22 protein-coding genes and 3 pseudogenes are annotated in these 22,972 nt (G+C 57.0%); 14 read left to right on the top strand and 11 right to left on the bottom strand.

Translation table 11 applies throughout. The annotated features are described in order from the left end of the window. Positions 1-22: 22 nt before the first annotated feature. Together ACP86_RS23140 and ACP86_RS03810 are read left to right on the top strand one after the other, a co-directional pair. A pseudogene (locus tag ACP86_RS23140) lies at positions 23-391 on the top strand (heme lyase NrfEFG subunit NrfE); the annotation flags it as partial. A gap of 5 nt (positions 392-396) precedes the next feature. Continuing rightward, positions 397-1,119: pseudogene (locus tag ACP86_RS03810) on the top strand (IS1380 family transposase); the annotation flags it as partial. Positions 1,120-1,675: 556 nt separating this feature from the next. On the opposite strand, the gene ACP86_RS03805 reads toward ACP86_RS03810, so the two are convergent. Continuing rightward, on the bottom strand, positions 1,676-2,077 hold the full coding sequence (locus ACP86_RS03805) for a PIN domain nuclease (RefSeq protein WP_008173765.1): 402 nt from the start codon (positions 2,075-2,077) through the stop codon (positions 1,676-1,678). After that, positions 2,074-2,268 carry a type II toxin-antitoxin system VapB family antitoxin gene (locus tag ACP86_RS03800; protein WP_008173767.1) on the bottom strand — a complete coding sequence of 65 codons (195 nt, stop codon included), beginning with the start codon at positions 2,266-2,268 and terminating at the stop codon, positions 2,074-2,076. Before ACP86_RS03800 ends, ACP86_RS03805 begins: the two co-directional genes overlap by 4 nt. A 151-nt stretch (positions 2,269-2,419) precedes the next feature. Between ACP86_RS03800 and ACP86_RS03795 the strand changes: the two genes are divergently transcribed. Next, positions 2,420-2,653 (top strand): hypothetical protein, encoded by a 234-nt coding sequence (locus ACP86_RS03795; RefSeq protein ID WP_008173769.1) that lies wholly within the window; start codon positions 2,420-2,422, stop codon positions 2,651-2,653. Between the two features lie 127 nt (positions 2,654-2,780). Continuing rightward, entirely contained in the window at positions 2,781-3,479 is a 699-nt protein-coding gene (locus ACP86_RS03790; RefSeq protein ID WP_008173771.1) for a crotonase/enoyl-CoA hydratase family protein, read from the top strand. 1 nt (position 3,480) lies between these two features. Here the strand turns inward: ACP86_RS03790 and ACP86_RS03785 are convergent, their stop codons facing one another. Next, on the bottom strand, positions 3,481-5,118 hold the full coding sequence (locus tag ACP86_RS03785) for a LemA family protein (RefSeq protein ID WP_227507810.1): 1,638 nt from the start codon (positions 5,116-5,118) through the stop codon (positions 3,481-3,483). Between the two features lie 196 nt (positions 5,119-5,314). Between ACP86_RS03785 and ACP86_RS03780 the strand changes: the two genes are divergently transcribed. The 4 genes from ACP86_RS03780 (at position 5,315) to ACP86_RS03765 (ending at position 8,809) form a co-directional block, all read left to right on the top strand. Further along, the gene (locus ACP86_RS03780; protein WP_227507924.1) at positions 5,315-6,400 is read left to right on the top strand and encodes a threonine aldolase family protein; all 1,086 of its coding nucleotides are present in this window, start codon (positions 5,315-5,317) and stop codon (positions 6,398-6,400) included. Positions 6,401-6,474: 74 nt separating this feature from the next. Then, positions 6,475-7,041: an elongation factor P-like protein YeiP gene (gene yeiP / locus ACP86_RS03775; protein ID WP_008173777.1), complete on the top strand. Its 567-nt coding sequence runs from the start codon at positions 6,475-6,477 to the stop codon at positions 7,039-7,041. Between the two features lie 30 nt (positions 7,042-7,071). After that, the gene (locus ACP86_RS03770) at positions 7,072-8,256 is read left to right on the top strand and encodes a YbfB/YjiJ family MFS transporter (RefSeq protein WP_053112795.1); all 1,185 of its coding nucleotides are present in this window, start codon (positions 7,072-7,074) and stop codon (positions 8,254-8,256) included. Positions 8,257-8,299: 43 nt separating this feature from the next. Beyond that, the gene (locus ACP86_RS03765; RefSeq protein WP_008173781.1) at positions 8,300-8,809 is read left to right on the top strand and encodes an acyl-CoA thioesterase; all 510 of its coding nucleotides are present in this window, start codon (positions 8,300-8,302) and stop codon (positions 8,807-8,809) included. 8 nt (positions 8,810-8,817) lie between these two features. Here ACP86_RS03765 and paaX read toward each other — a convergent pair whose 3' ends face one another. Continuing rightward, positions 8,818-9,786 (bottom strand): phenylacetic acid degradation operon negative regulatory protein PaaX, encoded by a 969-nt coding sequence (gene paaX / locus ACP86_RS03760; protein ID WP_008173782.1) that lies wholly within the window; start codon positions 9,784-9,786, stop codon positions 8,818-8,820. 273 nt (positions 9,787-10,059) lie between these two features. On the opposite strand from paaX, the gene ACP86_RS03755 reads away from it, so the two are divergent. From ACP86_RS03755 to ACP86_RS23650, 6 genes and pseudogenes are all read left to right on the top strand, one after another. Continuing rightward, positions 10,060-11,217, top strand: a complete 1,158-nt coding sequence (locus ACP86_RS03755; RefSeq protein WP_053112794.1) for an ABC transporter substrate-binding protein — start codon at positions 10,060-10,062, stop codon at positions 11,215-11,217. A gap of 82 nt (positions 11,218-11,299) precedes the next feature. After that, entirely contained in the window at positions 11,300-12,175 is an 876-nt protein-coding gene (locus ACP86_RS03750; protein WP_014577972.1) for a branched-chain amino acid ABC transporter permease, read from the top strand. After that, positions 12,175-13,182, top strand: a complete 1,008-nt coding sequence (locus ACP86_RS03745) for a branched-chain amino acid ABC transporter permease (protein ID WP_008173786.1) — start codon at positions 12,175-12,177, stop codon at positions 13,180-13,182. The genes ACP86_RS03750 and ACP86_RS03745 overlap by 1 nt, the downstream gene beginning before the upstream one ends. Continuing rightward, the gene (locus ACP86_RS03740) at positions 13,179-13,937 is read left to right on the top strand and encodes an ABC transporter ATP-binding protein (RefSeq protein ID WP_008173788.1); all 759 of its coding nucleotides are present in this window, start codon (positions 13,179-13,181) and stop codon (positions 13,935-13,937) included. Before ACP86_RS03745 ends, ACP86_RS03740 begins: the two co-directional genes overlap by 4 nt. A 17-nt stretch (positions 13,938-13,954) precedes the next feature. Then, positions 13,955-14,404, top strand: a pseudogene (locus ACP86_RS23655) (hemerythrin domain-containing protein); the annotation flags it as partial. A gap of 210 nt (positions 14,405-14,614) precedes the next feature. Further along, the gene (locus tag ACP86_RS23650) at positions 14,615-15,319 is read left to right on the top strand and encodes an ABC transporter ATP-binding protein (RefSeq protein ID WP_008173790.1); all 705 of its coding nucleotides are present in this window, start codon (positions 14,615-14,617) and stop codon (positions 15,317-15,319) included. Positions 15,320-15,440: 121 nt separating this feature from the next. Here the strand turns inward: ACP86_RS23650 and paaZ are convergent, their stop codons facing one another. The 7 genes from paaZ to paaK form a co-directional block, all read right to left on the bottom strand. Next, positions 15,441-17,486 carry a phenylacetic acid degradation bifunctional protein PaaZ gene (gene paaZ, locus ACP86_RS03730; RefSeq protein WP_008173792.1) on the bottom strand — a complete coding sequence of 682 codons (2,046 nt, stop codon included), beginning with the start codon at positions 17,484-17,486 and terminating at the stop codon, positions 15,441-15,443. 87 nt (positions 17,487-17,573) lie between these two features. Next, positions 17,574-18,653: a 1,2-phenylacetyl-CoA epoxidase subunit PaaE gene (paaE, locus tag ACP86_RS03725; RefSeq protein WP_008173794.1), complete on the bottom strand. Its 1,080-nt coding sequence runs from the start codon at positions 18,651-18,653 to the stop codon at positions 17,574-17,576. A 13-nt stretch (positions 18,654-18,666) separates the two neighbouring features. Further along, positions 18,667-19,236: a 1,2-phenylacetyl-CoA epoxidase subunit PaaD gene (gene paaD / locus ACP86_RS03720; protein WP_008173796.1), complete on the bottom strand. Its 570-nt coding sequence runs from the start codon at positions 19,234-19,236 to the stop codon at positions 18,667-18,669. Beyond that, positions 19,220-19,984, bottom strand: coding sequence for a 1,2-phenylacetyl-CoA epoxidase subunit PaaC (gene paaC, locus ACP86_RS03715; protein ID WP_008173798.1), 765 nt, complete (start codon positions 19,982-19,984; stop codon positions 19,220-19,222). The genes paaD and paaC overlap by 17 nt, the downstream gene beginning before the upstream one ends. Positions 19,985-19,996: 12 nt before the next feature. Then, positions 19,997-20,278, bottom strand: a complete 282-nt coding sequence (gene paaB / locus ACP86_RS03710) for a 1,2-phenylacetyl-CoA epoxidase subunit PaaB (RefSeq protein WP_008173800.1) — start codon at positions 20,276-20,278, stop codon at positions 19,997-19,999. A gap of 17 nt (positions 20,279-20,295) precedes the next feature. Then, positions 20,296-21,288: a 1,2-phenylacetyl-CoA epoxidase subunit PaaA gene (gene paaA / locus ACP86_RS03705; RefSeq protein WP_008173802.1), complete on the bottom strand. Its 993-nt coding sequence runs from the start codon at positions 21,286-21,288 to the stop codon at positions 20,296-20,298. Between the two features lie 327 nt (positions 21,289-21,615). After that, complete coding sequence (gene paaK, locus ACP86_RS03700; protein ID WP_053112793.1) at positions 21,616-22,926, bottom strand: phenylacetate--CoA ligase PaaK; 1,311 nt, start codon at positions 22,924-22,926, stop codon at positions 21,616-21,618. Positions 22,927-22,972: the final 46 nt, after the last annotated feature.

The following is a 22,972-nucleotide window of genomic DNA, read 5'->3' as shown; positions in this document are numbered from 1 at the left end:
CTTAACCGAACACGGCCCCGAAATGCTTACCCTGACAATCCCTGAAGTTGGTCTCTTCGCGTTGTTGATTGCACTTTGCCTGCCGCTGCTTCAGGCGACCGTGCCCTTGCTGGGAGCCGCCACCCGGCGCCCGTTGTGGATGGCATTTGCAGAGCCTATGGCATGGGGGCAATTTGTTTTTCTACTGATTTCTTATGCCAGCCTGACCGCCAGTTTTCTTCTGGATGATTTCAGCGTGGATTATGTGGCCCGTAATTCCAACTCGATGCTGCCCTGGTACTACAAGTTCACCGCCGTCTGGGGCTCTCATGAAGGCTCGGTGCTGTTATGGAGTCTGATTCTCAGTGGCTGGGGCTTTGCCGTCAGTCTGTTTTCCCGCCAGTTGCCACGGGATATCCCGAGACCCGCATCCTGCTGCGTGGTGATGCTCATTTCGCCAACGTGGAATTGATGCAACTGGCGCTCGACGATCCGTACACCGATTTTCTGTTCGGCCTGGCCGGCAACAGCCGTCTGAAAAAACTGGCCGAGCCACACCTGCAATCCACCCGGCGGCTGCACGATACCCGCTGCCATAACGCTCGCCTCGCGGAACAGGCCCCGCCGCAACGCTCGCGCACCTTCCACGAGATCGATTATCAGGCCCGTTCCTGGCCACAGGCGTTTCGCACTGTCCTGAAAGCCGAAACCATGGCCCTCGGCGATAACCCCCGCTTCGTCGTCACCTCCCTGGAAGAGTCAACCCCGGAAATACTGTACGCCGAGCTGTATTGCGCCCGGGGCCAGGACGAGAATTTCATCAAGATGATGAAAAACGACCTGGCCAGCGACCGCACCTCGGATTGCCGCTTTGCGGCCAACCACCTGCGCCTGTTTTTCTCCTGCGCCGCCTATGTACTGCATCACGCCTTGCGCGCCGAACTGTTGCAAGGCACCGAGTTGTCTCAGGCCCAGCCCTCGACGGTCATCATCAAGCTGTTCAAGCTGGCCGTACGGGTGGTGCAGTACAAAGACCGCATCAAGCTCCACCTGCCAGGTAGCTGCCCGGTCAAGGCCCTTCTGCACACAGTCACCGAACGGTTATATCGCCTGCCTCGGCCCAGGTTAAACACCGGCTGAGCCGCTGTCGGCGCTCACCTCCATCTCGGGCTCGGGAGGCCTTCCCTCGCCCGGACGCTGGAATTGATCAAATAATAAACACTTAAGGCCGGTGACTGGATGACATCAGAGCGACATTGGCGCGCATACTACACTAATAATTCTCATATCTGGGCGTAATGGGCTAACCGAGAAAATTTCGTGGCTGCTGCTTGGGGTGTTTATGAAATGTTCGGGTTAGATGCGTAACTAGACTCCTTGGTTCCTGGATGCCGCAGACGCTGTCAGCTCCAGTCGAGGATCACCCTGGGGTTTCGATCAGGTTTCTCCAGTCGTAAACAAAAGCGAACGTTCGAGTGAGGGATTTACGTCAGAGCCTCCAAGCAAATCACAGCCATTTCATCCAGTATGATTGGCGGAGCAAATTGCAGACGCTGAATGATTACGTGGCAGAGATGACCATGCTCGGCTAAGCTCCTGTTTTATCGATTTAAGTGCAGCGTTATTGATGTTTCAAAGTCAGTAATAGTGACACAGTCAAATTTCTGCAATGATAAAGCGCGCTGCCTAATTGCTGTTATGTTTCTCTCAGAGCAGGCTCAAGTCCAAGGTGATCAACAAAGGGGATGAAGTCGCGATCCAAAAACAGCAGGGGCAACTCTTTTTCTATACAGAATGTCGCGATGATCACGTCGGCAGTTTTTCTGATCGTGATGCCTTTTTTTCGTAGTGCCCGATAGTTGTCGGCGCACTTAATTGCCATTTCTTTGCCAAACATTTCATACTGATCCAGAGCGAGCAGGCTTTGCTTGGTTTGGCGATACTGTTTGTCGTTGCGGATGCCTTGGAGGATTTCCAAAAATATGAGGTCTCCAATAGCAACCGAACCTTGAACTATCGAGGCATCCAGCAGATCAGTTTGCGGGTTGTCGACCCCATTGAAATAGTCGATCCAGACGCTGGTGTCTACCAGGATCATCGGGCAGCTCGCATTTCGCCCAAATCGCCTTCCCACTTGATCTTGCCACGTAACTTTCGAATTTCCTGCTGCTTGCTAAGCTGGACTAGAAGTCTAAGGCCTTGCTCGACGGCCTCTTTTTTGGTTTCGTAACCGGAGGCTTTGAGGGCTTCGGCCATTAACTGGTCGTCAATGACTATGTTAGTTCTCATGATGCACCTATGTGTATGCTTTTCGACTTTTATACACAATCTAGCATCTCAAGGAGAACATAACAATCGGCTGCACAGCGACCGATTTTCCGCCGCCTCCGCGGCTACAAACCGGCGCGTGAGCCGGGCGTTGTAAAGGAAATACCCGTCCATGAGAGATAGAGTAAGACTTAATCCGGGTGAAGAACTGAAACTCGAGGGCAGCAGAACTAAAGGACCTTTGGGTGAAACAGAAATCGACACATACTCCGTCATCAACAAGGCAGGAGAAGTCGTAGGTTCAGTTGTGCACTCCGATCACACAGCCATCAAAGGCTTTAAAAGAACGCAAACACTTGTCCAGAAAGATGCTGAAGGCAGTGTTTTGGTAGATAAGCGATGGTGATCTCAAATTTCGACCAGGTTTGGGCGACATGACCAATGGATATTGAATCTCTGACGCGCCTAACCCACAATCATGTCCAGCGAAGTAAACAAACGCTCACTTTAATTGCGGTAGAGAGGTAGAACAGGTGACTGAGCTGGTTAGTTATGAATTGAAAGATGGTGTAGCAACGATTGCCATCAGCAATGGCAAGGCCAACGCCCTGAGCCAGGAAGTGTTCGAGGGGCTCAACGCGGCGCTGGATCGGGCGGAGCAGGGCAAGGCGGTTGTGATTCTGACCGGCCAGCCAGGCGTGTTCTCTGCCGGGTACGACTTGAAAGAAATGCAGAAGGGGCCGAAAGAAGCAGCCGCGCTGGTAAAAACCGGCTCCAGCTTTACCCGGCGTCTGGCCGCATTCCCGTTGCCGATTATTGGTGCCTGTAGCGGCCATGCCATTGCCAAGGGCGCGTTCATTCTGCTGTCAGTGGATCACCGCATTGGTATTGAGGGGCCCTTCAAGCTTGGCTTGAACGAGGTGGCAATCGGCATGACCATGCACCACGCCGGGATTGAAATTGCCCGCCATCGACTGGCGCCCGCCCACTTTTACCGTTCGGTCGTGAACGCTGAGATATACAACCCGGAAGGGGCAGTAGAGGCGGGGTTCCTGGATGAGGTGGTTGCCCAGGACAAGCTGGTTGAGCGGGCCACCGAGCTGGCGCAGCATTTCAAAACCCTGAACATGCGCGCCCATCGTGAAACCAAGCTGAAGGCCAAAGCGGACTATCTGGCGCTGCTGGATCGTTGCATCGAGCAGGATGCCGAGCACCTTGGCCTGAACGGCTAGCTCACGTTTCCGAACTGAACTGCGGTGCTTCGCGGAAACGGAACAGTTTTGCCAGGATCACGTCAGGGAAAGACTGGATCCGGGTGTTGTAGATCATGGCGCTCTCGGTGTAGCTGTTTCGCAAGAGCGAAAGGTAGTTTTCCGTCTCTGCCATGATCGACATGAACTTCTGAATGTCCTCATTGTTCTTCAGGTCCGGATATCCCTCGATCCGGGCCTGGAGGGCATTGGTTACGTTCTGTTCAAACTGGATAAGCTTGTCGGCCTGGCCCTTCGAACTCATCTCGACAGGGTCCGCACTGCGTAGCTGGGCAATGGCTTTCAGCAGCTGTTTTTCGTGGGCCAGAGACGCCTTTACGATTTTCTCCAGGTTGGGCCACAGCTCATGGCGTTGCTGGAGAATGGTGTCGATATTGGCCGATGCCCGCAAAGCCCCTTGCCCCCGATCCAGGCCGGCAAAACCCAGGCAGTAGACGTTCACGAAGGTTTCGAGAAAGCGGACGGTGTAACGCCTGTCGCCCCGGCGCTCCGAATGGTACTGCGGGTATTCGATCTTCGCACCGTCTGGCTGGACGAGAACCTTTCCCTCGCTGTCCTCCAGCCAGAAAGGCGCTAGTTCTTCCCGATGCTCAATAACCCGCCATTTTTCGTTTTTTCCGGAACCCCGCTTTTCTTCAACCTTGTAGTCGAAGGCCACGCATTTCTCGTTTTTTAGTGGATCCCTGAGCGGGGGATGGTCTTCATCGACATCCACAATTGCCTTGAGCTCCGAGACGCCAAAACTGAGTCCCCGGGTGCTGCTGGTAGGTACCGCTTCGATCAGGCGCTTGAACTTGACGGTCCGGATCGACAACCACAAGAGCAACAGGGCAGCAATAATGCTGGCTGCGGCGAGTCGGCGGCTGGTCCAGGCGTGCTGGTATCGGCCCTCATACAAATCGGCGATGGCAGACCATTCCTGACGGAGCTTGTTGATGCCAAGCACCGAGAGCGTACCGGACACCGCAATGGCCATTACCAGAACATAGACCCAGAACCGGTGAACTTTGATCAACGGAAGGGACAGCGCGATACCCAGAGCCAGAAAGCCAGTTGCGATGGAAATGCGGATGGCTGCCTCGAAGAACCGGTCGCCACTGTCCACGGCCAGCGTGTTCCGGGAAACCATGGCCGGAAGGCTGAAGTCTTCGAGGCCATAAAAGGTAACTGCCCCGATTTCGCTGCTGTACTGGCCGATTACCCGCGCCGTGTGTCCGGGAATGAGCGCCCACTCCGAGTAGATTCTGCGGCCGGACTGATTGCGATAGGTTCGCTCCAGATTCCATTCGACCTCTTCCAGATCGCTGCCCGGAGCTACAATGACTGAGCCGGTCTGGTCCCTGAGCTGGAAGTCGCCGCCGCGGGCGCCGGAATCCAGGGTGCGGATACGCAGATCACCGTCGGAGTCGCGATATTCCTCCTCGAGTTTGTAGCGATAGTAGACCGCCTCGGTGTTGGAATAGGGCGTTTCGAGAGTTCCCAACTGATCCGTGACCTTGCCTGCGATCACATAGGGGCCTGTGGTCAAAGCGCCGACGGGCATTTCTGGTAGGCGTTCCAGTTGCCGTGCTTCGGTGAGCTGGCTGAGCCCGGTCGTCATCGCATATTAGCTGCCTGCCAGGCAGGCGACTGCGATAATGGCGGTGATAATCCGGCCGGGAATACTGGCGATATTGAAGCGCCCCATGGCGGGAGAGTCCTTGGTCTGCTGGCTTTCAGGGGCAAGAGTATAAAGTATCGGGCTTTGTCATTCCCCCGGCCTCACCCGAATTGGGATGGAACGCAAGTTGGCAATGATGGGTGGTTCCTATAACGTTAAAGGCTTTCCTTTCAGAATTCAGGAGCGCGTTGTGTCCCAGTCCGAGCAATTTGCCAGCGACAACTACAGCGGTGTGTGCCCGCAGGCCTGGAAAGCCATGGAGGCGGCCAACCGGATGGATGAACCAGCCTACGGCGAGGACAGCTGGACGCAAAAGGCGGCGGATGGCCTGAGGACGCTGTTCGATACCGACTGTGACGTTTACTTCGTGTTCAATGGCACTGCCGCCAATTCTCTGGCCCTGGCCTCGATCGGTCAGTCGTTTCACAGCGTGATCTGCCACGAGCTGGCCCATATTGAAACCGATGAATGCGGCGGCCCGGAGTACGCCTCCAACGGCGCCAAGCTGCTTCTGGGGCAGGGCGAGAACGGCAAGCTGACACCGGAGAGCATTGAGCACCTGGTAACCAAGCGAACCGATATTCACTACCCCAAGCCCAAGGCGCTAAGCCTGACCCAGGCCACAGAGGTTGGGACGGTCTACACACCCGAGGAGCTCAGGGTTATTCGGGCGGTCGCCGATCACCATAAGCTCAATATCCATATGGATGGCGCCCGCTTCGCCAATGCGGTGGCTGCGCTGGATGTACATCCGTCGGAAATTACCTGGAAAGCCGGTGTCGATGTTCTTTGTTTTTCCGGCACCAAGAACGGCCTGGCGCTTGGTGAGGCGGTGGTGTTCTTCAACCGGTCTCTGGCGGAGGATTTCGAGTGGCGCTGTAAGCAGGCGGGCCAGCTGGCCTCCAAGATGCGTTATATCTCGGCACCCTGGTGCGGGCTTCTCGAAGGCGATGTGTGGTTGGAGAATGCCCGCCATGCCAATGCCTGTGCCCAGCGTCTTGCCGAGGGGCTGGAAGGTCTTCCAGGTATCCAGCTACGCTACCCGAGACAGGTGAACGGCGTTTTCGTGGAGATGCCGGAGCCTTTGCAGGCGGCACTGCGGGCCAAAGGCTGGCGATTTTACAACTTTATCGGTGGCAGTGCCCGCTTGATGTGCTCCTGGGCAACGACCAATGAGCAGGTAGACCGCTTCCTGTCGGATGTTCGTGCCCTGGTTAGTTAAGATCTATCGATTCCGGGGCGAAGTCGTGGTATATCAGCAGCCCCAAAACCCCAAATTTTACGGAAACAGAAGACATGCCCAGAGCCAGTGAAATCAAAAAGAATTCCGCCGTTGAATATGATGGTCGGGTGTATTTTGTAAAGGACATCGAGCGTTCCGTGCCCCAGGGCCGGGCTGGCGGCAGTCTTTACCGCATGCGCATGTACGATGTGGTGACCAACCAGAAGCTGGACGAGACCTTCAAGGATTCGGACATGCTCAACCTGGCCGACCTTACCCGCCGGGAAGCCACCTTTTCCTACGCCGATGGCGATGAGTACGTGTTCATGGATACCGAGGACTTTACTCAGTACAGCCTGAACCGCGAGGCCATTGCCGAAGAGCTGCTGTTCATTTCCGAAGATACTCAGGGTGTCATGGTCATCCTGTTGAAGGATTCGCCGGTTTCGCTGGCTCTTCCGCCTACGGTGGAGCTGGTAATTGAGGAGACGGACCCGTCTGTAAAGGGTGGCTCTGCGACGGCTAGAACCAAGCCCGCCCGGTTTGCCACTGGCCTGGTTGTTCAGGTTCCCGAGCACATCTCCACCGGAGATCGTATCCGCATTAACGTGGAGGAGCGCAAGTTCCTGGGCCGCGCCTGAGTTAAAGTCGTTCCGAAGTAAGGACACCCTGTGAAGCCAATAGAAACAATAAAAGTGCTGGTCGCCAGCGTGATTGCTGTTGTGGTCATGGTGGGTATTGCCCGGTTTTCCTACACGCCGATGATCCCGGAAATGGTCGCGGCACTGGGGCTGAGCAAATCCGTTGTCGGCATGCTGGCAACCGTGAACTACGCAGGCTACCTGACCGGCGCAGTGCTGATTACCCGGATCAGCGATCTTGGTCTCAAGGTAAGGCTCTACCAGCTTGGCCTGGTGGTTGCCGTGGTTTCAACGGTTCTCATGGGGTACACCACCAATGTGTGGGTGTGGTCCATTCTGCGTTTTATCTCAGGTCTGAGCACCTCAGCGGGTATGTTGCTGGGTGCCGGTCTTTTGATGAGCTGGTTGATCAAGAACAACCAGAAGTCCGAGCTCGGCGTGTTCTTTTCCGGTATCGGGCTCGGGATTGTACTCACCGCTGTGGTGGCGGAGCTGATCAAGGATCCGTTCACCTGGGATCAGCAATGGGTGATTTACGGGCTGGTGGCCCTTGGGCTTCTGTTGCCCGCCTGGCGTTGGATGCCGGACTACCGGGCCTGTGCCTTGCCGAAAACAGGTGCGGCCAAGGCAGGTGACGAGCGAAGCCGGTTCATACGGATCCTCCAGCTGGCGTATTTCTGCGCCGGTGTGGGCTATGTGGTGACAGCCACCTTCCTCGTAGCAATTGCGGAATCCATGCCCGAGCTTCAGGGGCAGGGCTGGCTGGTCTGGCTGATTGCAGGTCTTGCTGCAACGCCGGCCTGCTGGCTGTGGGATGTGTTTTCCCGGCGTTGGGGCCAGTGGCTGGCGCTTTATCTGGCCTACACCCTGAACTCCGTGAGCATCCTGATGCTGATCGTGAACACCAGCTTCGCCAGCGTGATGCTCAGCTCCGTGATTTATGGCGCCAGCTTTATCGGTATCGTCAGCATGATGCTGGCAATGGTAGGGCGGGTTTTCCCCGAGAACCCTTCCCGGCCCATGAGCCGGTTGACCTTCAGCTACGGTATCGCCCAGATGATCGCACCCGCGGTGGTTGGCTATCTCGCGGATGTGGAAGGTAATTACACCAACGGCCTCTGGCTGACCCTGGTGGTGATGGCGTTAGGCGTTTTGATGCTTCACCTGGCAAGGCGGGCGCAGCAGCGTCAGGGCGAAGCCGCGACAGCGGGTTGAATTGATTCCGCAATCGAATGTCACTCGAAGAGGAAAGCAGATCATGCCAGGAAAGCCTTCAAAACCCGTATCAGCATCTGCGATTGAGAAGCACGTCTACAAGGTGTTTCCAAACGACATGAATTCCCACAATACCGTGTTCGGCGGCATGATCATGGCAAAATGCGACCGGCTGGCGCTGGTCGTGGCAGAGCGGCATTCCGCCCATGTTTGTGTGACGGCTGCCGTGGATTCAATCCATTTCAGGGCACCGGCGAAGGGTAACGATACGCTGCTGTTCAGCCTGTCGCTGAACCGGAGCTGGGGCTCGTCCATGGAAATCGGTGCCAGGGTAGAGGCCGAAAACAGTTACACCGGCGATACGCGGCACATTCTCTCGGCCTTTTTCACCTTTGTTGCTCTGGACGAGAATGACCGGCCGGTGGATGTCCCGGAAGTGATACCGGAAACGGACGAGCAACAGCGCCGGTACGACAATGCCGAGATTCGCCGGGAAGGGCGCCTGAAAACCCGGGAACAACTGGCATCCTCGTCCCGCTCGGCAACTGACTGAGCGGGTGCCTAGAGAACCTCTGGTTCTGTTGTCGGATCTGTCTGGATGGCAGTATCCCGCAATCCACCGAACCGCTTGTAAAACTTCTCACCCGGACCTGGAAGGGGGCCGGAGGCGTTTTCGAGGTTCTCGTCCAGCCACTGCTCGGCCCGCACATAGATTTGACGATACAGGTTCCGACACAGCTGTTTGGCGCTGCGGCCTTCCCAGTCACCGGGTAGCAGTTCATCGGGCAGCAGCGGGTCCCTCAGAAGAATTTTGCGGTACTCGTGGATCAGCAGGATCCGGAGTATCAGGCACTCCGCGGGGCTGAGAGTGTCCTCAGACTGGAGTTCACGCCACAGGGGCCGGAACTGGGTCAGGAAGCGTCGGTAGCGGCCGCCCAGTTCCTCAAGGTTCCAGCTTTCGCGAACCTGCAGTCTCAGGGCTCTTGGGCTCTTCTGCTCCATGGGCATGGTCTGCATCACGATGGTGTCTTCGAGAGCACCCCATTCCTGAAGCATTGGAATCAGTTCGCTGCGAGTGAAGCGTGGGTGTTCCATCAGCCCGGGTGCCATGCTGCCAAAACTGAGCCACTTGAGTTCCTCCCGGACTTTTTGCCTGAGTTCCGGGGAAAGCTGGTTCAGGTAGACCAGGCACCAGCTTCCACTCCATTCTTCGGCGCCCAGGTTATAGACGTGCTGAAAAGCCTGCTCGAACCGCCGCAGGCCCGGGCCGGTGAGGCTGTAATAACTGCAACGGCCCACCTTTTCGGTCTGCAGCCAGGATTCCTGAACCAGACGATACACCGAGGTGCGAACCAGTCGCTGGCTGATGCCCATGGGCTCTACCAGTTTCATCAGGCTTCCCAGCCAGACATTGCCGCCGCGGGGAACGATGGCATCGCCATAGATGGTGATGATGAGTGAGCCGGCCCGAAGGGGTCGCTTTTTCTGGAAGTTCTTGACGAGCAGTTCTAGCTGGCTTTTTGCAGTCATGGCCTGAGTTCGCAAATAAGAATCAATGAAACACGTTGTACGTATTATGCGGTTCTTACGTGTCAGGTAAAGGTTTGTCTTTCGATCAGCGGTGCTGGCGTGTTCTGCCAGTGTCGGCTTTACTGACAGAGCCGCGTTGGCACTCCCGGAAATCAGTTGACACGAGCGTTATGATACAATAACGTCATTTGATATTCGTCAATGGTATCGAATCATACCGGGAGCGAAGAAACAAAAACTCAAGCCCCTGCAAAAAACGGGAGAACAAAAACAATGTTTAAAACAGTGATTCGTCGCGCAGGCAAATGCGCAGCCGTTGCAGCCGCCGGTCTCATGATGATGAGCGCTCAGGCAGCTGAACCCATCAAGATCGGTTCGTTCCTGTCAGTGACAGGCCCGGCATCGTTCCTTGGTGATCCCGAGCTGAAAACGCTCGAGATGTACGTTGAAAAAATTAATGAAGAAGGTGGTGTCCTTGGTCGTCAACTGGAGCTGATCCACTATGACGACGTTGGCAACGCTTCCTCTGCCCGTAACTTTGCCAGTCGCCTGATCCGCTCGGACCAGGTTGATATCATCGTTGGCGGCAGTACTACCGGCGCTACCATGGCGGCGGTACCGCTGATTGAGCAGGCAGAAGTGCCGTTCATCTCCCTGGCCGGTGCTGTGGTTATCACCAACCCGGTCAAAAAGTGGGTATTCAAGACTCCTCAAACCGACCGCATGGCGGCAGAGCGTATTCTGACCGACATGAAGGATCGCGGCATTACCAAGTTTGGTCTGATTTCCGGTACCGGTGGTTTCGGAAGCTCGGGTCGTACCCAGACTCTGGAAGTGGCCGAAGCGATGGGAATGGAGGTTGTAGCCGACGTTACCTACAGCGGATCTGATACAGACATGACCGCCCAGCTGACCAATATCCGTAACACAAGTGGTGTGGAAGCGGTGCTGAACTTCGGTTTCGGTCAGGGCCCGGCCATCGTAACCCGCAACTATGCTCAGTTGGGCATGGAACTCCCGTTCTATCAGTCCCACGGTGTTGCATCCGACAGCTTCCTCGAGCTCGCCGGTTCGTCTGCAGAAGGCCTTCGCCTGCCAGCGTCTCCGCTGCTGGTGCCGGATTCCCTGCCGAACGACGATCCCCAGAAAGAAGTGGTTCAGAACTACAAGGCTGAATACGAAGCCCGTTGGGATTCCAAGGTGTCCACCTTCGGTGCCTACGCCTACGATGGCCTGATGCTGGCGGTCCGCGCTATGGAAGAAGCCGGCTCGACCGATCCGGAAGCCGTTCGTAACGCACTGGAGAATATCCAGGGCTATGTCGGCGTAACCGGTGTATTCAACATGTCACCGGAAGACCACAACGGCCTTGATCCAGACTCCTTCCGCATTCTGGAAGTCCAGAATGGCGAATGGAAACTGATCGACTGATACCCCTTTAACCTGTCTCGCGGCTGGCGACGACCCCTATTCAGGGTAAGTCGCCAGCCGATGTTCGACCGGAACCACCGCTATGCTCGCAGAATTCTTACAGTACCTGTTCACCGGGATTACTATCGGTGCGACTTACGCCCTGATAGCCCTCGGCTTTACCCTCATCTACAACGCCAGTCACGTCATCAACTTCGCCCAGGGCGAGTTTCTGATGATTGGAGGCATGGCTACGGTTTCGCTTACGGCCATGGGCGTGCCCATGATCCTGGCAGTCGTGTTGGCGGTCATTCTGGCCGGTATTCTTGGCGTCGCCCTGCAGCGGTTCGCGATTGCACCTGCCAAGCAGGCCGATGTTGTTACCCTGATCATTATCACCATCGGTGCGTCGATCTTTATCCGTGGTATTGCCCAGGTTGTCTGGGGCAAGGAATACCACGTGATGCAGAATTTCAGCACAGACCAGCCTATTGAAGTTTTCGGAGCGGTATTGAATAGCCAGAGCCTCTGGGTTCTCGGTATTGGCGCGATCCTGGTGGTCGGCCTGGTGCTGTTCTTTACCAAGACACTGATTGGCAAGGCTATCCTGGCGACATCCATGAACAAGGAGGCTGCGCGCCTTGTCGGTATCCGGACTCAGATGGTTCTGATGCTGGCATTCATGGTTTCGGCATTACTGGGCTCTGTGGCCGGTATTGTTGTTGCCCCGATCACGTTCACGTCCTACGACATCGGTATCATTCTCGGACTGAAAGGCTTTGTGGCGGCTGCCATTGGCGGCCTGGGTAGCGGCGTTGGCGCGGTGGTTGGTGGTCTCTCGCTGGGCATCGTTGAGGCCATGGCGGCCGGCTACATTTCATCGGACTACAAGGATGCCGTGGCATTCTCCATGATCCTGCTGGTGCTGTTCTTCATGCCCCGCGGATTGTTCGGTGCCAAGGTAGTGGAGCGCGTCTGATGTTGAACACGTTTATGCAGTCGCGTCTCCGGGGGCTGATTGTTCTCGCCCTGATTCTCATCATTCTTCCCGCTTTTCTCGGCAACCCGTTCCATTATGAGCTGGTTACCCAGATGGCGATCATTGCTGCCACGGTGGTTGGCCTTAATCTCCTGGTGGGTTTTGCTGGCCAGATCAGTCTTGGCCACGCTGGCTTCTTCGGTCTTGGCGCCTACTTTACCGGCATCGCGACCGGCACCTACGGCTGGCCTTCAGTGCCCGCGTTGGTGGTCGGAGCAATTGTTGTGGGCTTTATTGCCTGGATTGTCGGGCGACCGATTCTGCGCCTGAAGGGCCACTATCTGTCCATGGCGACCCTCGCCGTTGGTTTTATTATTGCCATCATCCTGAACAACGAGCGTGCACTGACCGGCGGGCCAGACGGTATGCCGGTGCCGGCCTTCGAAATATTTGGCTGGGAGCTGAGCGCGTTTGGTCGCTATTCGCTGTTCGGTATCACGATCGAAGGCTTCCAGGCCTGGTATATCTTCGCCAGCGTGGTGCTTCTGGTAGCGGTGTGGTTTGCCCTGAACCTGATTGAATCGCCGATTGGCCGGGCGCTGCGTTCGGTTCACGGCTCGGAAGTGGCTGCCAGCGTTGTCGGTGTGAACACCGCGAAATACAAAAGCCTGGTGTTCGTGATCTCGGCGATCTACGCCAGCCTGATGGGCAGTCTTTATGCCCACTTCCAGGGCTTCATTACGCCTGCGGTAGCAAGCTTCGAATTCTCCATCCTGTTCATCACCATGGTTGTTCTGGGTGGTATGGGCTCGACCTTCGGTGTCATTCTTGGCGCCGTGGTGCTGAAGCTTTTGCCCCAGGTTCTGGCAGATTTCCAGGAGCTGGAACATGTCATGTTCGGCCTGATCCTGATGCTCACCATGATTTTTATGCCAAAAGGGCTGTTGCCCACACTGACCGCGTTTGTTTCCAAGAAAATGCGCAAGAAAGCGGGAGGTGAGGCATGACAGCACTGGTCGAAGTAAAGGGGCTGGATAAAGCCTTTGGTGGTGTCCATGCGGTGGAAGGCGTCAGCTTTTCGGTTGAAGCCGGACAGGTCTATTCTGTTATCGGCCCCAATGGTGCCGGCAAGACAACGCTGTTTAACCTGATCACAGGGCTCTATACGCCGACCAAAGGCGAGATCCTGCTGAACGGTGAGAGCACCGCCAAGCTGGAGCCCAATGAGCTGGCAGAGCGGGGCATGTGCCGCACGTTCCAGCAGATGCAGATCTGCATGAACATGACCGCCATCGAAAACGTGATGCTGGGTCGGCATCTGCAGCTCAAAAGCAGCCTGTTTACGACCCTGTTCCGTTTGCCTTCTTTGCGCCGCAACGAGGCCGCGGCCCGTAAGCGCGCCGCCGAGCTGATGGAGTATGTGGGATGCGGTGACTACCTGGATGCCGAAGCATCGGCGATGTCCTATGGTGCGCTGAAGCGCCTGGAGATTGCCCGGGCATTGGCCGCTGAACCAAAGGTAATCCTCCTGGACGAGCCCGCCGCCGGTTTGAACGCGGTTGAAACCGCTGCCCTGGAGGATCTGATCCGGAAAATTGCGGATCAGGGCACCACCGTTATGCTGGTTGAGCACGACATGAAGCTGGTTATGGGTATATCCGACCGGTTGCTGGTGCTTAACTACGGCCGTGTTCTGGCAGAGGGAACCCCTGAGGAAATCCGCCAGAACCCGGATGTTATCGCCGCCTATCTGGGTGGCTGAGCAAGGAGACATTTCACATGAGCGAGCAAAACACTGAAATGGCGCCTGCCCAGTCACGCAGTGAGCAGGCCGTACGGATTATTGTTCATGAACACCAGGCACTGTGGCGGATTCTGGATCTGCTGGACCAGCTGCTTAGTGATATGAACCTCAACGATCAGCGCCCGGATGAGCGGCTGCTGAAGACCATTTTTGATTACATTCAGCACTTCTCCCAGCGGGTGCATAGCACCCCCACGGACATTGAGCTGTACAAACGGCTCAGCGAGAAGTCCCCTGAGACGGCGCCTCTTCTTGAGAAGCTGGCGAAGGGCTATGTCATCGGTCATGAAAAGCTGGTGGAGTTGCGCCGGCTCCTGGCCGAGTGCGAGGAAGGCTGGCCGGAAGGTCGCGAGGAATTCAGTCACGCCCTGGCGCGTTTCACGGAGGCCCTGCGCAAGCACATCCGCAAGGAAGAGGGCGTGGTTATTCCTCGGGCCCGGAAACTGCTGACGGAAGAAGACTGGCAGCAGATTATTGAAGCCCGGGACGTGGAAAACGATCCGCTGTTCGGTGAGCGCGTCCGGGAAGAGTTCCGGGAACTGCGGCACCAGATTGTCAGTTATACCCCCGAGAAATTCGGTGGTCTCGGCCTGAAGCACGCAGACCGGGTGACTGCGCCTCATGCCAAAGAAGAGATGCTGTCCATCAAGGGGCTGGTTACTTCCTACGGTCAGATCGAAGTTCTGCATGATGTGGATATCCATATCAACAGCGGTGAGATCGTGTCACTGGTAGGCGCCAACGGTGCCGGCAAATCCACCCTGCTGATGACCATTTCCGGTTTGCAGCCCACTGACCGGGGTGCCATAACCTTCGAAGGCAAGGATCTTTCCAAGATCAGCGCCGATCAGCGGGTGGCTAATGGCATTGTCCAGGTGCCCGAGGGCCGGCAGGTGTTCAAGGACCTCAGTGTGCACGACAACCTGCTGTTGGGCGCCTATACCCGGGGCAAAACGCCCGAGGTAATGGACGACCTGGAACGGATGTACACCAAGTTCCCGATTCTGCGTCAGAAGCGCCATAACCTGGCGGGTGAGCTCTCCGGTGGCCAGCAGCAGATGCTGGCAATGGGCCGGGCCCTGATGGCCAAGCCCAGGCTGCTGCTTATGGACGAGCCAAGTATGGGTCTGGCCCCGTTGATCATCGAAGAGATCTTCAACATCGTCAAAGAACTGAAGGAAGAGGGCATTACCATCTTCCTGGTAGAGCAGAACGCCTCTCAGGCATTGGCACTGGCTGATCGCGGCTATGTGCTGGAGACCGGCAAGGTGGTGATTGAAGGGACCGGCCGTGAACTGCTCAGCAATGAGAAGGTTCGTGAGGCCTACCTGGGCATGTAATCGCCCGGAACTTTCCTTGCGCCAATAAAAGGGGGACAGGTCTTGCGACCTGTCCCCCTTTTATTTGCCTGACGCTTTCTCCCTGGGGTCCAAGACAGGGAGAAAGCAGGGAAGCCCGGTGTTACTCGGGCTTCTTGGCAACCAGTGTCAGGATGTCGTAGCTCGCAACCATCTCGTCGTTCTGGTTGTGAACCTGAACATCCCAGACCACAACACCCTGGGGGTGTCCGTCCGGAGATGTCCGACCCTGATCGATCTTGCGCTTGCAGGTCAGGCGCGCCCGGATTGTGTCACCCGGGGCAACCGGCTCAATGAAACGCAGGGTGTCCAGACCGTAGTTCGCCAGCACCGGACCTTCACCCGGATAGACGAACAGGCCGGCCGCAGCGGAAAGCACGAAGTAGCCGTGAGCAATGCGCTTGCCGAACTGGGAGTCCCGCGCCGCGATTTCATCGAAGTGCATATAGAAGTGATCACCGGACAGGCAACCAAAGTTGACGATGTCGGCTTCGGTGACGGTGCGTCGATGCGTCAGCAGAGACTCGTTGATCTGCAGGTCTTCGAAGTGGCGACGGAACGGATGCACGTCGGTTTCGATCAGATCAGCACCGCGTACGTACTCGCGGGTAACCGCAGCCAGCATGCTCGGAGAGCCCTGGATTGCGGTGCGCTGCAGGTAGTGGTGAACCGCACGGATACCGCCCAGTTCCTCACCACCACCGGCGCGACCGGGGCCGCCATGCTTCAGCATGGGCAGAGGAGAACCGTGGCCTGTGGATTCTTTTGCGGCTTCGGCATCCAGCAGGTGCAGGCGGCCATGGAACGCGGCCAGCAGCGGGGCGACCCTGCCAGCAATGGCAGGGTCCCGGGTGGTCAGGGTAGTGACCAGGGAACCACGGCCTTTCGAGCAAAGTTCAACGGCGTCTTCAACGGTGTCGTAAGGAATGACGGTAGCAACCGGGCCGAATGCCTCGATATCGTGGGCACCACAGCCGCTTTCCGGGTTCCGGCACAGCAGCAGGTGCGGCTCGATGAACGCGCCCTTCTCGGTGCCATCGCCGGTAGCCTTGAAGTTGCCTTCGCCACCCACAACCAGCTCACTGGTCTTGAGCAATTCCTGGATGTTGGCTTTCACATCCTCCAGCTGGTCGATGGAGGCCAGTGCACCCATGCGGACGCCTTCGACAGAGGGATCACCCACGGTGATCTTGGAAAGCTGCTCTTTCAGCTTGTCGCAGACCGCGTTTACCTGATCTTTCGGAACGAAGATACGACGAATGGCGGTACATTTCTGACCGGCCTTGGCGGTCATCTCGCGCCGGATTTCCTTTACGAAGACGTCGAATTCTTCGTGCTCCGGGGTCACGTCCGGCGCCAGAATGGCACTGTTCAGTGAATCGGCCTCGGCGTTGAACGGAATCGAACGATTGATGATGTTCGGGTGGTTCCTGAGCTTCCGTGCCGTTGCGGCCGAGCCTGTGAAGGTCACCACATCCTGCTCTTCCAGATGGTCAAACAGGTCGCCGGTGCTGCCAATGATCAACTGCAGGCTGCCTTCCGGAAGCGCGCCGGATTCCTGCATCAGGCGGACGGCGAGTTCGGTCACGTAGCAGGTTGAGGTGGCCGGCTTCACGATGGACGGCATGCCTGCCAGGAAGGTGGGTGCAAACTTTTCGAGCATGCCCCATACCGGGAAGTTGTAGGCGTCAATGTGAACCGCAACGCCGCCGCGGGGCACCAGGATATGGGTGCCTGCAAAGTGGTTGTTCTTGCCCAGCGGAGTCACCGGGCCTTCGTGAACCACGTTGCCCGAGGGAAGTTCGCGGCGGCCCATGCTGGCGTAGGAAAACAGCGTACCGAAACCACCGTCGATATCGATGCCGTTGTCGCCCTTGGTGGAACCGGTATGCATCGACAGGGCGTAGAGTTCTTTTTTGTGCTCCTGGAGGTACAGGGCCATGGCCTTCAGGGCCAGGGCGCGCTCCTGGAAATCCATCGCCATGAGGTTTTTGCCGCCAACCCTGCGGCCATACTCAACAGCGTTCTTGAAATCGAGGGTGTCGTCGTGGGTATGGGCGACGATCTCGCCGTTAACGGCGCTTGGCAGAGCCTTGGCGGGCTTTTCGCCGACCCACTGGCCGGCAATGAAACTTTTCAGGACTGACATGGGAAACTCCATTCGTTTCTGAAACGCGAAGGCAAGCCCCGTTGCTGCGGGACTTGCCTTGCTCTTGTCTTGTTTTGGGGGCGGAAACTACATTTCGTCGTAGTCCAGAACCACCTTGTCGCTGATCGGGTAGCACTGGCAGGAAAGCACGTAACCGGCTTCCACCTCGTAGTCTTCCAGAGCAAAGTTCTGGTCCATCTCTACCTCGCCTTCCACGACCTTGGCTCGGCATGTGGAGCAGACGCCAGCCTTGCAGGAATAGGGCAGGTCCGCGCCTTCTTCGTTGCCGGCATCCAGAATGCTCTTGGTGTCGCGCACCAGCGGGAAAGTCAGCGAGCGGCCATCAGCGATCACCGTTACTTCACTGATTGACTGGGGATCGACGTGTGCCGGATCCCGGTCTTTCCGGGCCTGGGGAACCCCACCAGCCGGGGTAAACAGTTCGAAGTGGATCCTGCTCTTTTCCATGCCGTGGTTCCGCAGTGAGTCGCGCACGGTCTCGGTCATCATCTGCGGGCCGCAGATAAAGGCCGCCGTGAGCTCCTTGGCATTGATCCAGTGATCGAACAGCTTGTCGCACTTCTCGTGGTCGATACGACCGTTGTAAAGGTCTATGTCCTGTTCTTCACGGGTGAAGATGTACACCAGGTTAAGGCGGGACATGTACTCGTTTTTCAGGTCCTGCAGCTCGTCACGGAACATGGTGCTGCTGGTGGCCTTGTTGCCGTAGAACAGGGTGACCTCGCTCTTGGGCTCGGTTTCCAGGGTGGTCTTCACGATCGAGAGGATCGGAGTAATACCACTGCCGGCCGCAACGGCCAGGTAATTGCCTTCACGTTCCGGGTCCAGATCAATGGAGAAATGGCCCTGCGGCGGCATGACTTCCAGAGTCTGGCCGGGCTTGAGTTGCTCGTTGGCAAAGGTGGAGAAGCGACCGCCCGGAACCTGTTTGACGGCGATGCGAAGCTCCTGGTCGTTGACACTGCGGCAGATCGAGTAGGAGCGGCGAACTTCCTCGCCATCCAGCTTGGTGCGCACGATCAGGTGCTGGCCCTGCTGGTAGTGAAACTTGTCTGCCAGATCTTCCGGCACGTCAAAAGCAAGTGATACGGCGTTTCTTGTTTCAGGTCTGACCTCTTTGAGGGTCAGTGAGTAAAATTTGTTCATGATCGTATCGGCTCTAGATGCATTTGAAATAGTCGAAGGGCTCGAGGCATTCCTTGCAACGATAAAGGGCTTTGCAGGCGGTGGATCCGAACTCGCTGACCCGTTCGGTGTCTTTGCTGCCGCAATGAGGGCAGGCAATGACCTCCGGTTCTCCGAGCAGGCTCATTTTGCTGGAGCTGCCCTCGGGTGGCGCGATACCGAACGCCCGAAGCTTTTCTTTGCCTTCGTCTGTGATCCAGTCGGTGGTCCAGGCAGGGGTCAGAACCTGTTTGATTTTCGGATCGCGGAAGCCAGCGGCGCGCAGCGCCTCGGCGATCAGCTCCTCAATCAGTTCGGTTGCCGGGCACCCGGAGTAGGTCGGGGTCACGTCAATGGACAGTTCTTTACCGTCCCAGTGAACCGCCCGGACAATGCCGAGCTCCACGACACTGACTGCCGGCACTTCAGGGTCTTTGACCTCTTCAAGAAGTGCCCAGATGTCGTCCTCTGTCAGCAGATCGGGGCGGGCGTTGGCCGGCACCCGATCACTGGCAATCAGAATGTCGACAGCTGACCGGCTGTCTGAATCACCATGTTGTGGCATCGGGATAGGCCCTCTGCAGGAACTGCATTTCTGCCAGGATGAAACCGAGGTGTTCGGTGTGCTCGCCGTGCTTGCCACCCATGTACATCCAGGCGTCTTCCGCGCCAGGAGTCAGGGTTGCCTGGGTGAGCACCTCGTTGACCATGCCGCGCCAGTCTTTGGCCAGCTGGTCAGTATCCGGGCCAATGCCCGCCTCGGCCATCACACGATCGGTGTCGTCCGGCGTGATAAGCTCGCCGGTAAAACGCCAGAGGATGTCGACGGCGTCCTGCATGCGGCGGTGGCTTTCTTCAGTGCCATCACCAAAACGCTTCACCCACTCCGAGGAGCGGCGCAGGTGGTAGGTCACCTCTTTCAGCGCCTTGGCAGCGATGCCGGCAATGCGCTCGTCGCTGGATTCGGTCAGGCTCTTGAGCGTGAAGTAGTGGTACACGTCGAAGAAGAACTGACGGCCCATGGTGACGGCGTAGTCCTCGTTGGGCTGCTCGGTCATCAGCAGGTTGCGATACTCGTGAGCGTCCCGGCGGAAGGCCAGCTTGTCAGCATCGCGGCCATCGTCGATCAGCTCGGCTGCATACTCGTACCAGTTGCGAGCCTGGCCGACGAGGTCGAGGGCAACGTTCATCAGTGCCATCTCTTCCTCAAGCGCCGGGGCCTTGCCACACAGCTCGCAAAGGCGCTGGCCGAGGATCATGTCGGAATCTGCCAGGCGCAGCAGGTATTCCTTTAATGCTTCTGTTTGTGTCATGGGTACCGCTCCTTACATGTGTCCGACTTCATCGGGCAGCTTGTAGAAGGAAGCGTGCCGGTAAACCTTGTCTTCCGACGGATCGAAAAGCACTTCCTTCTCGTCGGACGCGGACGCCGTGATGGTGTCGGAGGGCACAACCCAGATGCTCACGCCTTCGTTGCGGCGTGTGTACAGGTCACGGGCGTTCTCCATAGCCATCTCGGCGTCAGCAGCGTGAACGCTGCCCACGTGTTTGTGGTTCAGGCCGTGCTTGGACCGTACAAAGACTTCGTAAAGGCGCCATTCAGACATGTTGTATTCCTCCGGTATCAGGCGGCTTGTGCGCGCTGTTTTTGTTTTTCGGCGTAGGCGACGGCCGCTTCACGGACCCAGGCACCTTCGTCAATAGCGTTCTTGCGAGTCTTGATGCGCTCGCGGTTGCAGGGACCGTTGCCCTTGAGGACGTCGTAGAACTCCTGCCAGTTGATTTCGCCGAAATCGTAATGGCCGGTTTCTTCGTTCCACTTCAGGTCCGGATCCGGTGCAGTGCAGCCAAGGAATTCGAGCTGCGGCACGGTCTGGTCAATAAACATCTGGCGCAGTTCGTCGTTGCTCTTGCGCTTGATCTTCCAGGCCATGGACTGCTGGGAGTTCGGGGACTCGTCGTCATGCGGTCCGAACATCATCAGTGCCGGCCACCACAGACGGTTAATGGCGTCCTGCACCATGGCTTTCTGTTCCTCGGTGCCTTCGCGCATCATGTCCAGCAGGATCTGGTAACCCTGACGCTGGTGGAAGCTTTCTTCCTTGCAGATGCGGATCATGGCGCGGGAATAGGGACCATAGGAGGTACGCTGCAGCACCACCTGGTTAACAATGGCGGCGCCGTCTACCAGCCAGCCAACAGCACCCATGTCCGCCCAGTTCAGGGTCGGGTAGTTGAAGATGCTGGAATACTTGGCTTTTCCCTGGTGCAGCTTTTCGATCTCTTCGTCACGGTCAGCACCCAGGGTTTCCATGGCGCTATACAGGTACAGGCCGTGGCCCGCTTCGTCCTGAATCTTGGCCATCAGCTGGAGCTTACGCTTGAGCGTAGGCGCGCGGGTAACCCAGTTGCCTTCCGGCAGCATGCCGACCACTTCAGAGTGGGCGTGCTGGGAAATCTGGCGAATCAGGGTCTTCCGGTAGCCTTCCGGCATCCAGTTTTTGGGTTCGATTTTGGTTTCGGCGTCGACCTTTTCCTGAAAGTCGCGCTCTTCGGGCGACATCTCTTCTTTGGTCTTAAGGCGCTTGGCGCCGGTTTCAACGAGCTGGGCGTACATAAACAAATACCTCCGGATCGGGCTTGTTGTTCTGTTGTCCGTGAACAGAGAACCCTCAATAACAACTGAGGGTCAATGACTCCATATTATATGATACTGAATAAATATCAAGAACAGTCTTTGTGTGTCATGTTATATCTAAAAGCTTCCTTATGAGATCTTATAGTGCTGATTTGCATAATAAAAAAAGTGATACGTGAGCAAATGCTATTGAGATCAGCAAACGGAAAGCAATTTTAAATCGGTGATTGCGGGCCCTGGTGGTGGGAAAAGCAGCGAGAGTCAGCGGCATCCGCTGCGTGCTGACTCTCTGCTGGTCGGTCGGATTTACTGGTTACGGCGATCAAATACGCGCTTGGCCTTGCCTTCCGAGCGTGCCAGACGGTTGGTTTCCACCACCTCGACACGGGTGCTGATGCCGATGTAGGACTTGATGTGGTGCGCCAGTTCCTTGGTCGCCGCAGCACGACTCTCGGGGGTGTCGGTTACGCCGGGTTTCAGTTCGGTCCGGATATCCACGCAGTCCAGGTTGCCTTCCTTGTAAACCTCGATCTCGTAGTGCGGTGCCAGAGCCTCGCACTTGAGCACCTGCTCCTCGATCTGGCTCGGGAACACGTTGACGCCGCGAATGATCAGCATGTCGTCGCTGCGGCCGGTAATTTTGTCAATCCGGCGCATCGGGCGCGCTGTACCCGGAAGCAGGCGGGTGAGGTCTCGGGTGCGGTAACGCAGAATCGGCAGGGCCACCTTGGTCAATGACGTGAAGACCAGCTCACCGTATTCACCATCAGGCAGCACTTCACCGGTTTCCGGGTTGATGATTTCCGGATAGAAGTGATCCTCCCAGATGGTCGGGCCGTCTTTGGTTTCAATACATTCCATGCCCACGCCCGGGCCCATGACTTCCGATAGGCCGTAGATATCCAGTGCCTCGATGCCAAGGCGCTCTTCGATCTCGGAACGCATGGCGTTGGTCCAGGGCTCCGCGCCGAAGATGCCCAGGCGCAGCGGCAGCTTGTGGGGATCGATGCCCTGCCGTTCCATCTCGTCGGCGATGTTCAGCATGTAGGACGGTGTGACCATGATGATGTCCGGCTCAAAATCCTTGATCAGCTGGACCTGCTTCTCGGTCTGCCCGCCAGACATCGGAATAACGGTGCAGCCCAGACGCTCGGCGCCATAGTGGGCACCAAGGCCACCGGTGAACAGGCCATAACCGTAAGCCACATGTACCTTGTCACCGCGGGAGCCGCCACCGGCCCGGATGGAGCGCGCCACAATGTCGGCCCAGGTGTTGATGTCGCTCTGGGTGTAACCAACCACGGTTGGCTTGCCGGTGGTGCCACTGGAAGCGTGCACCCGAACCACATCCGACATGGGCGTGGCAAACATGCCAAACGGATAGTTATCGCGCAGGTCTGCCTTGGTGGTAAATGGCACCTTGGCCAGGTCTTCCAGCGAGTTGATGTCCATGGGTTTCAGACCGAGGTCATCAAACGCTTTACGGTAAAAGGGCACGTTGGTGTAGGCATGGACAACGCTCCAGCGCAGGCGCTGCAGTTGTTCATGGCGCAGCTCATCAATGCTGGCGGTTTCCATGCGGTCAAGTTTGCCAAGTTTTTGTAGTGGTAAGGTCATGGTTCTGTCCTGCGTTGTTCTTGTCTGCCAAGGGTCTTTGTTCTGT

The organism is Marinobacter sp. CP1 (genome assembly GCF_001266795.1).
GTDB lineage: Bacteria > Pseudomonadota > Gammaproteobacteria > Pseudomonadales > Oleiphilaceae > Marinobacter > Marinobacter flavimaris.
This window is presented reverse-complemented; position numbering and strand designations above follow the sequence as displayed.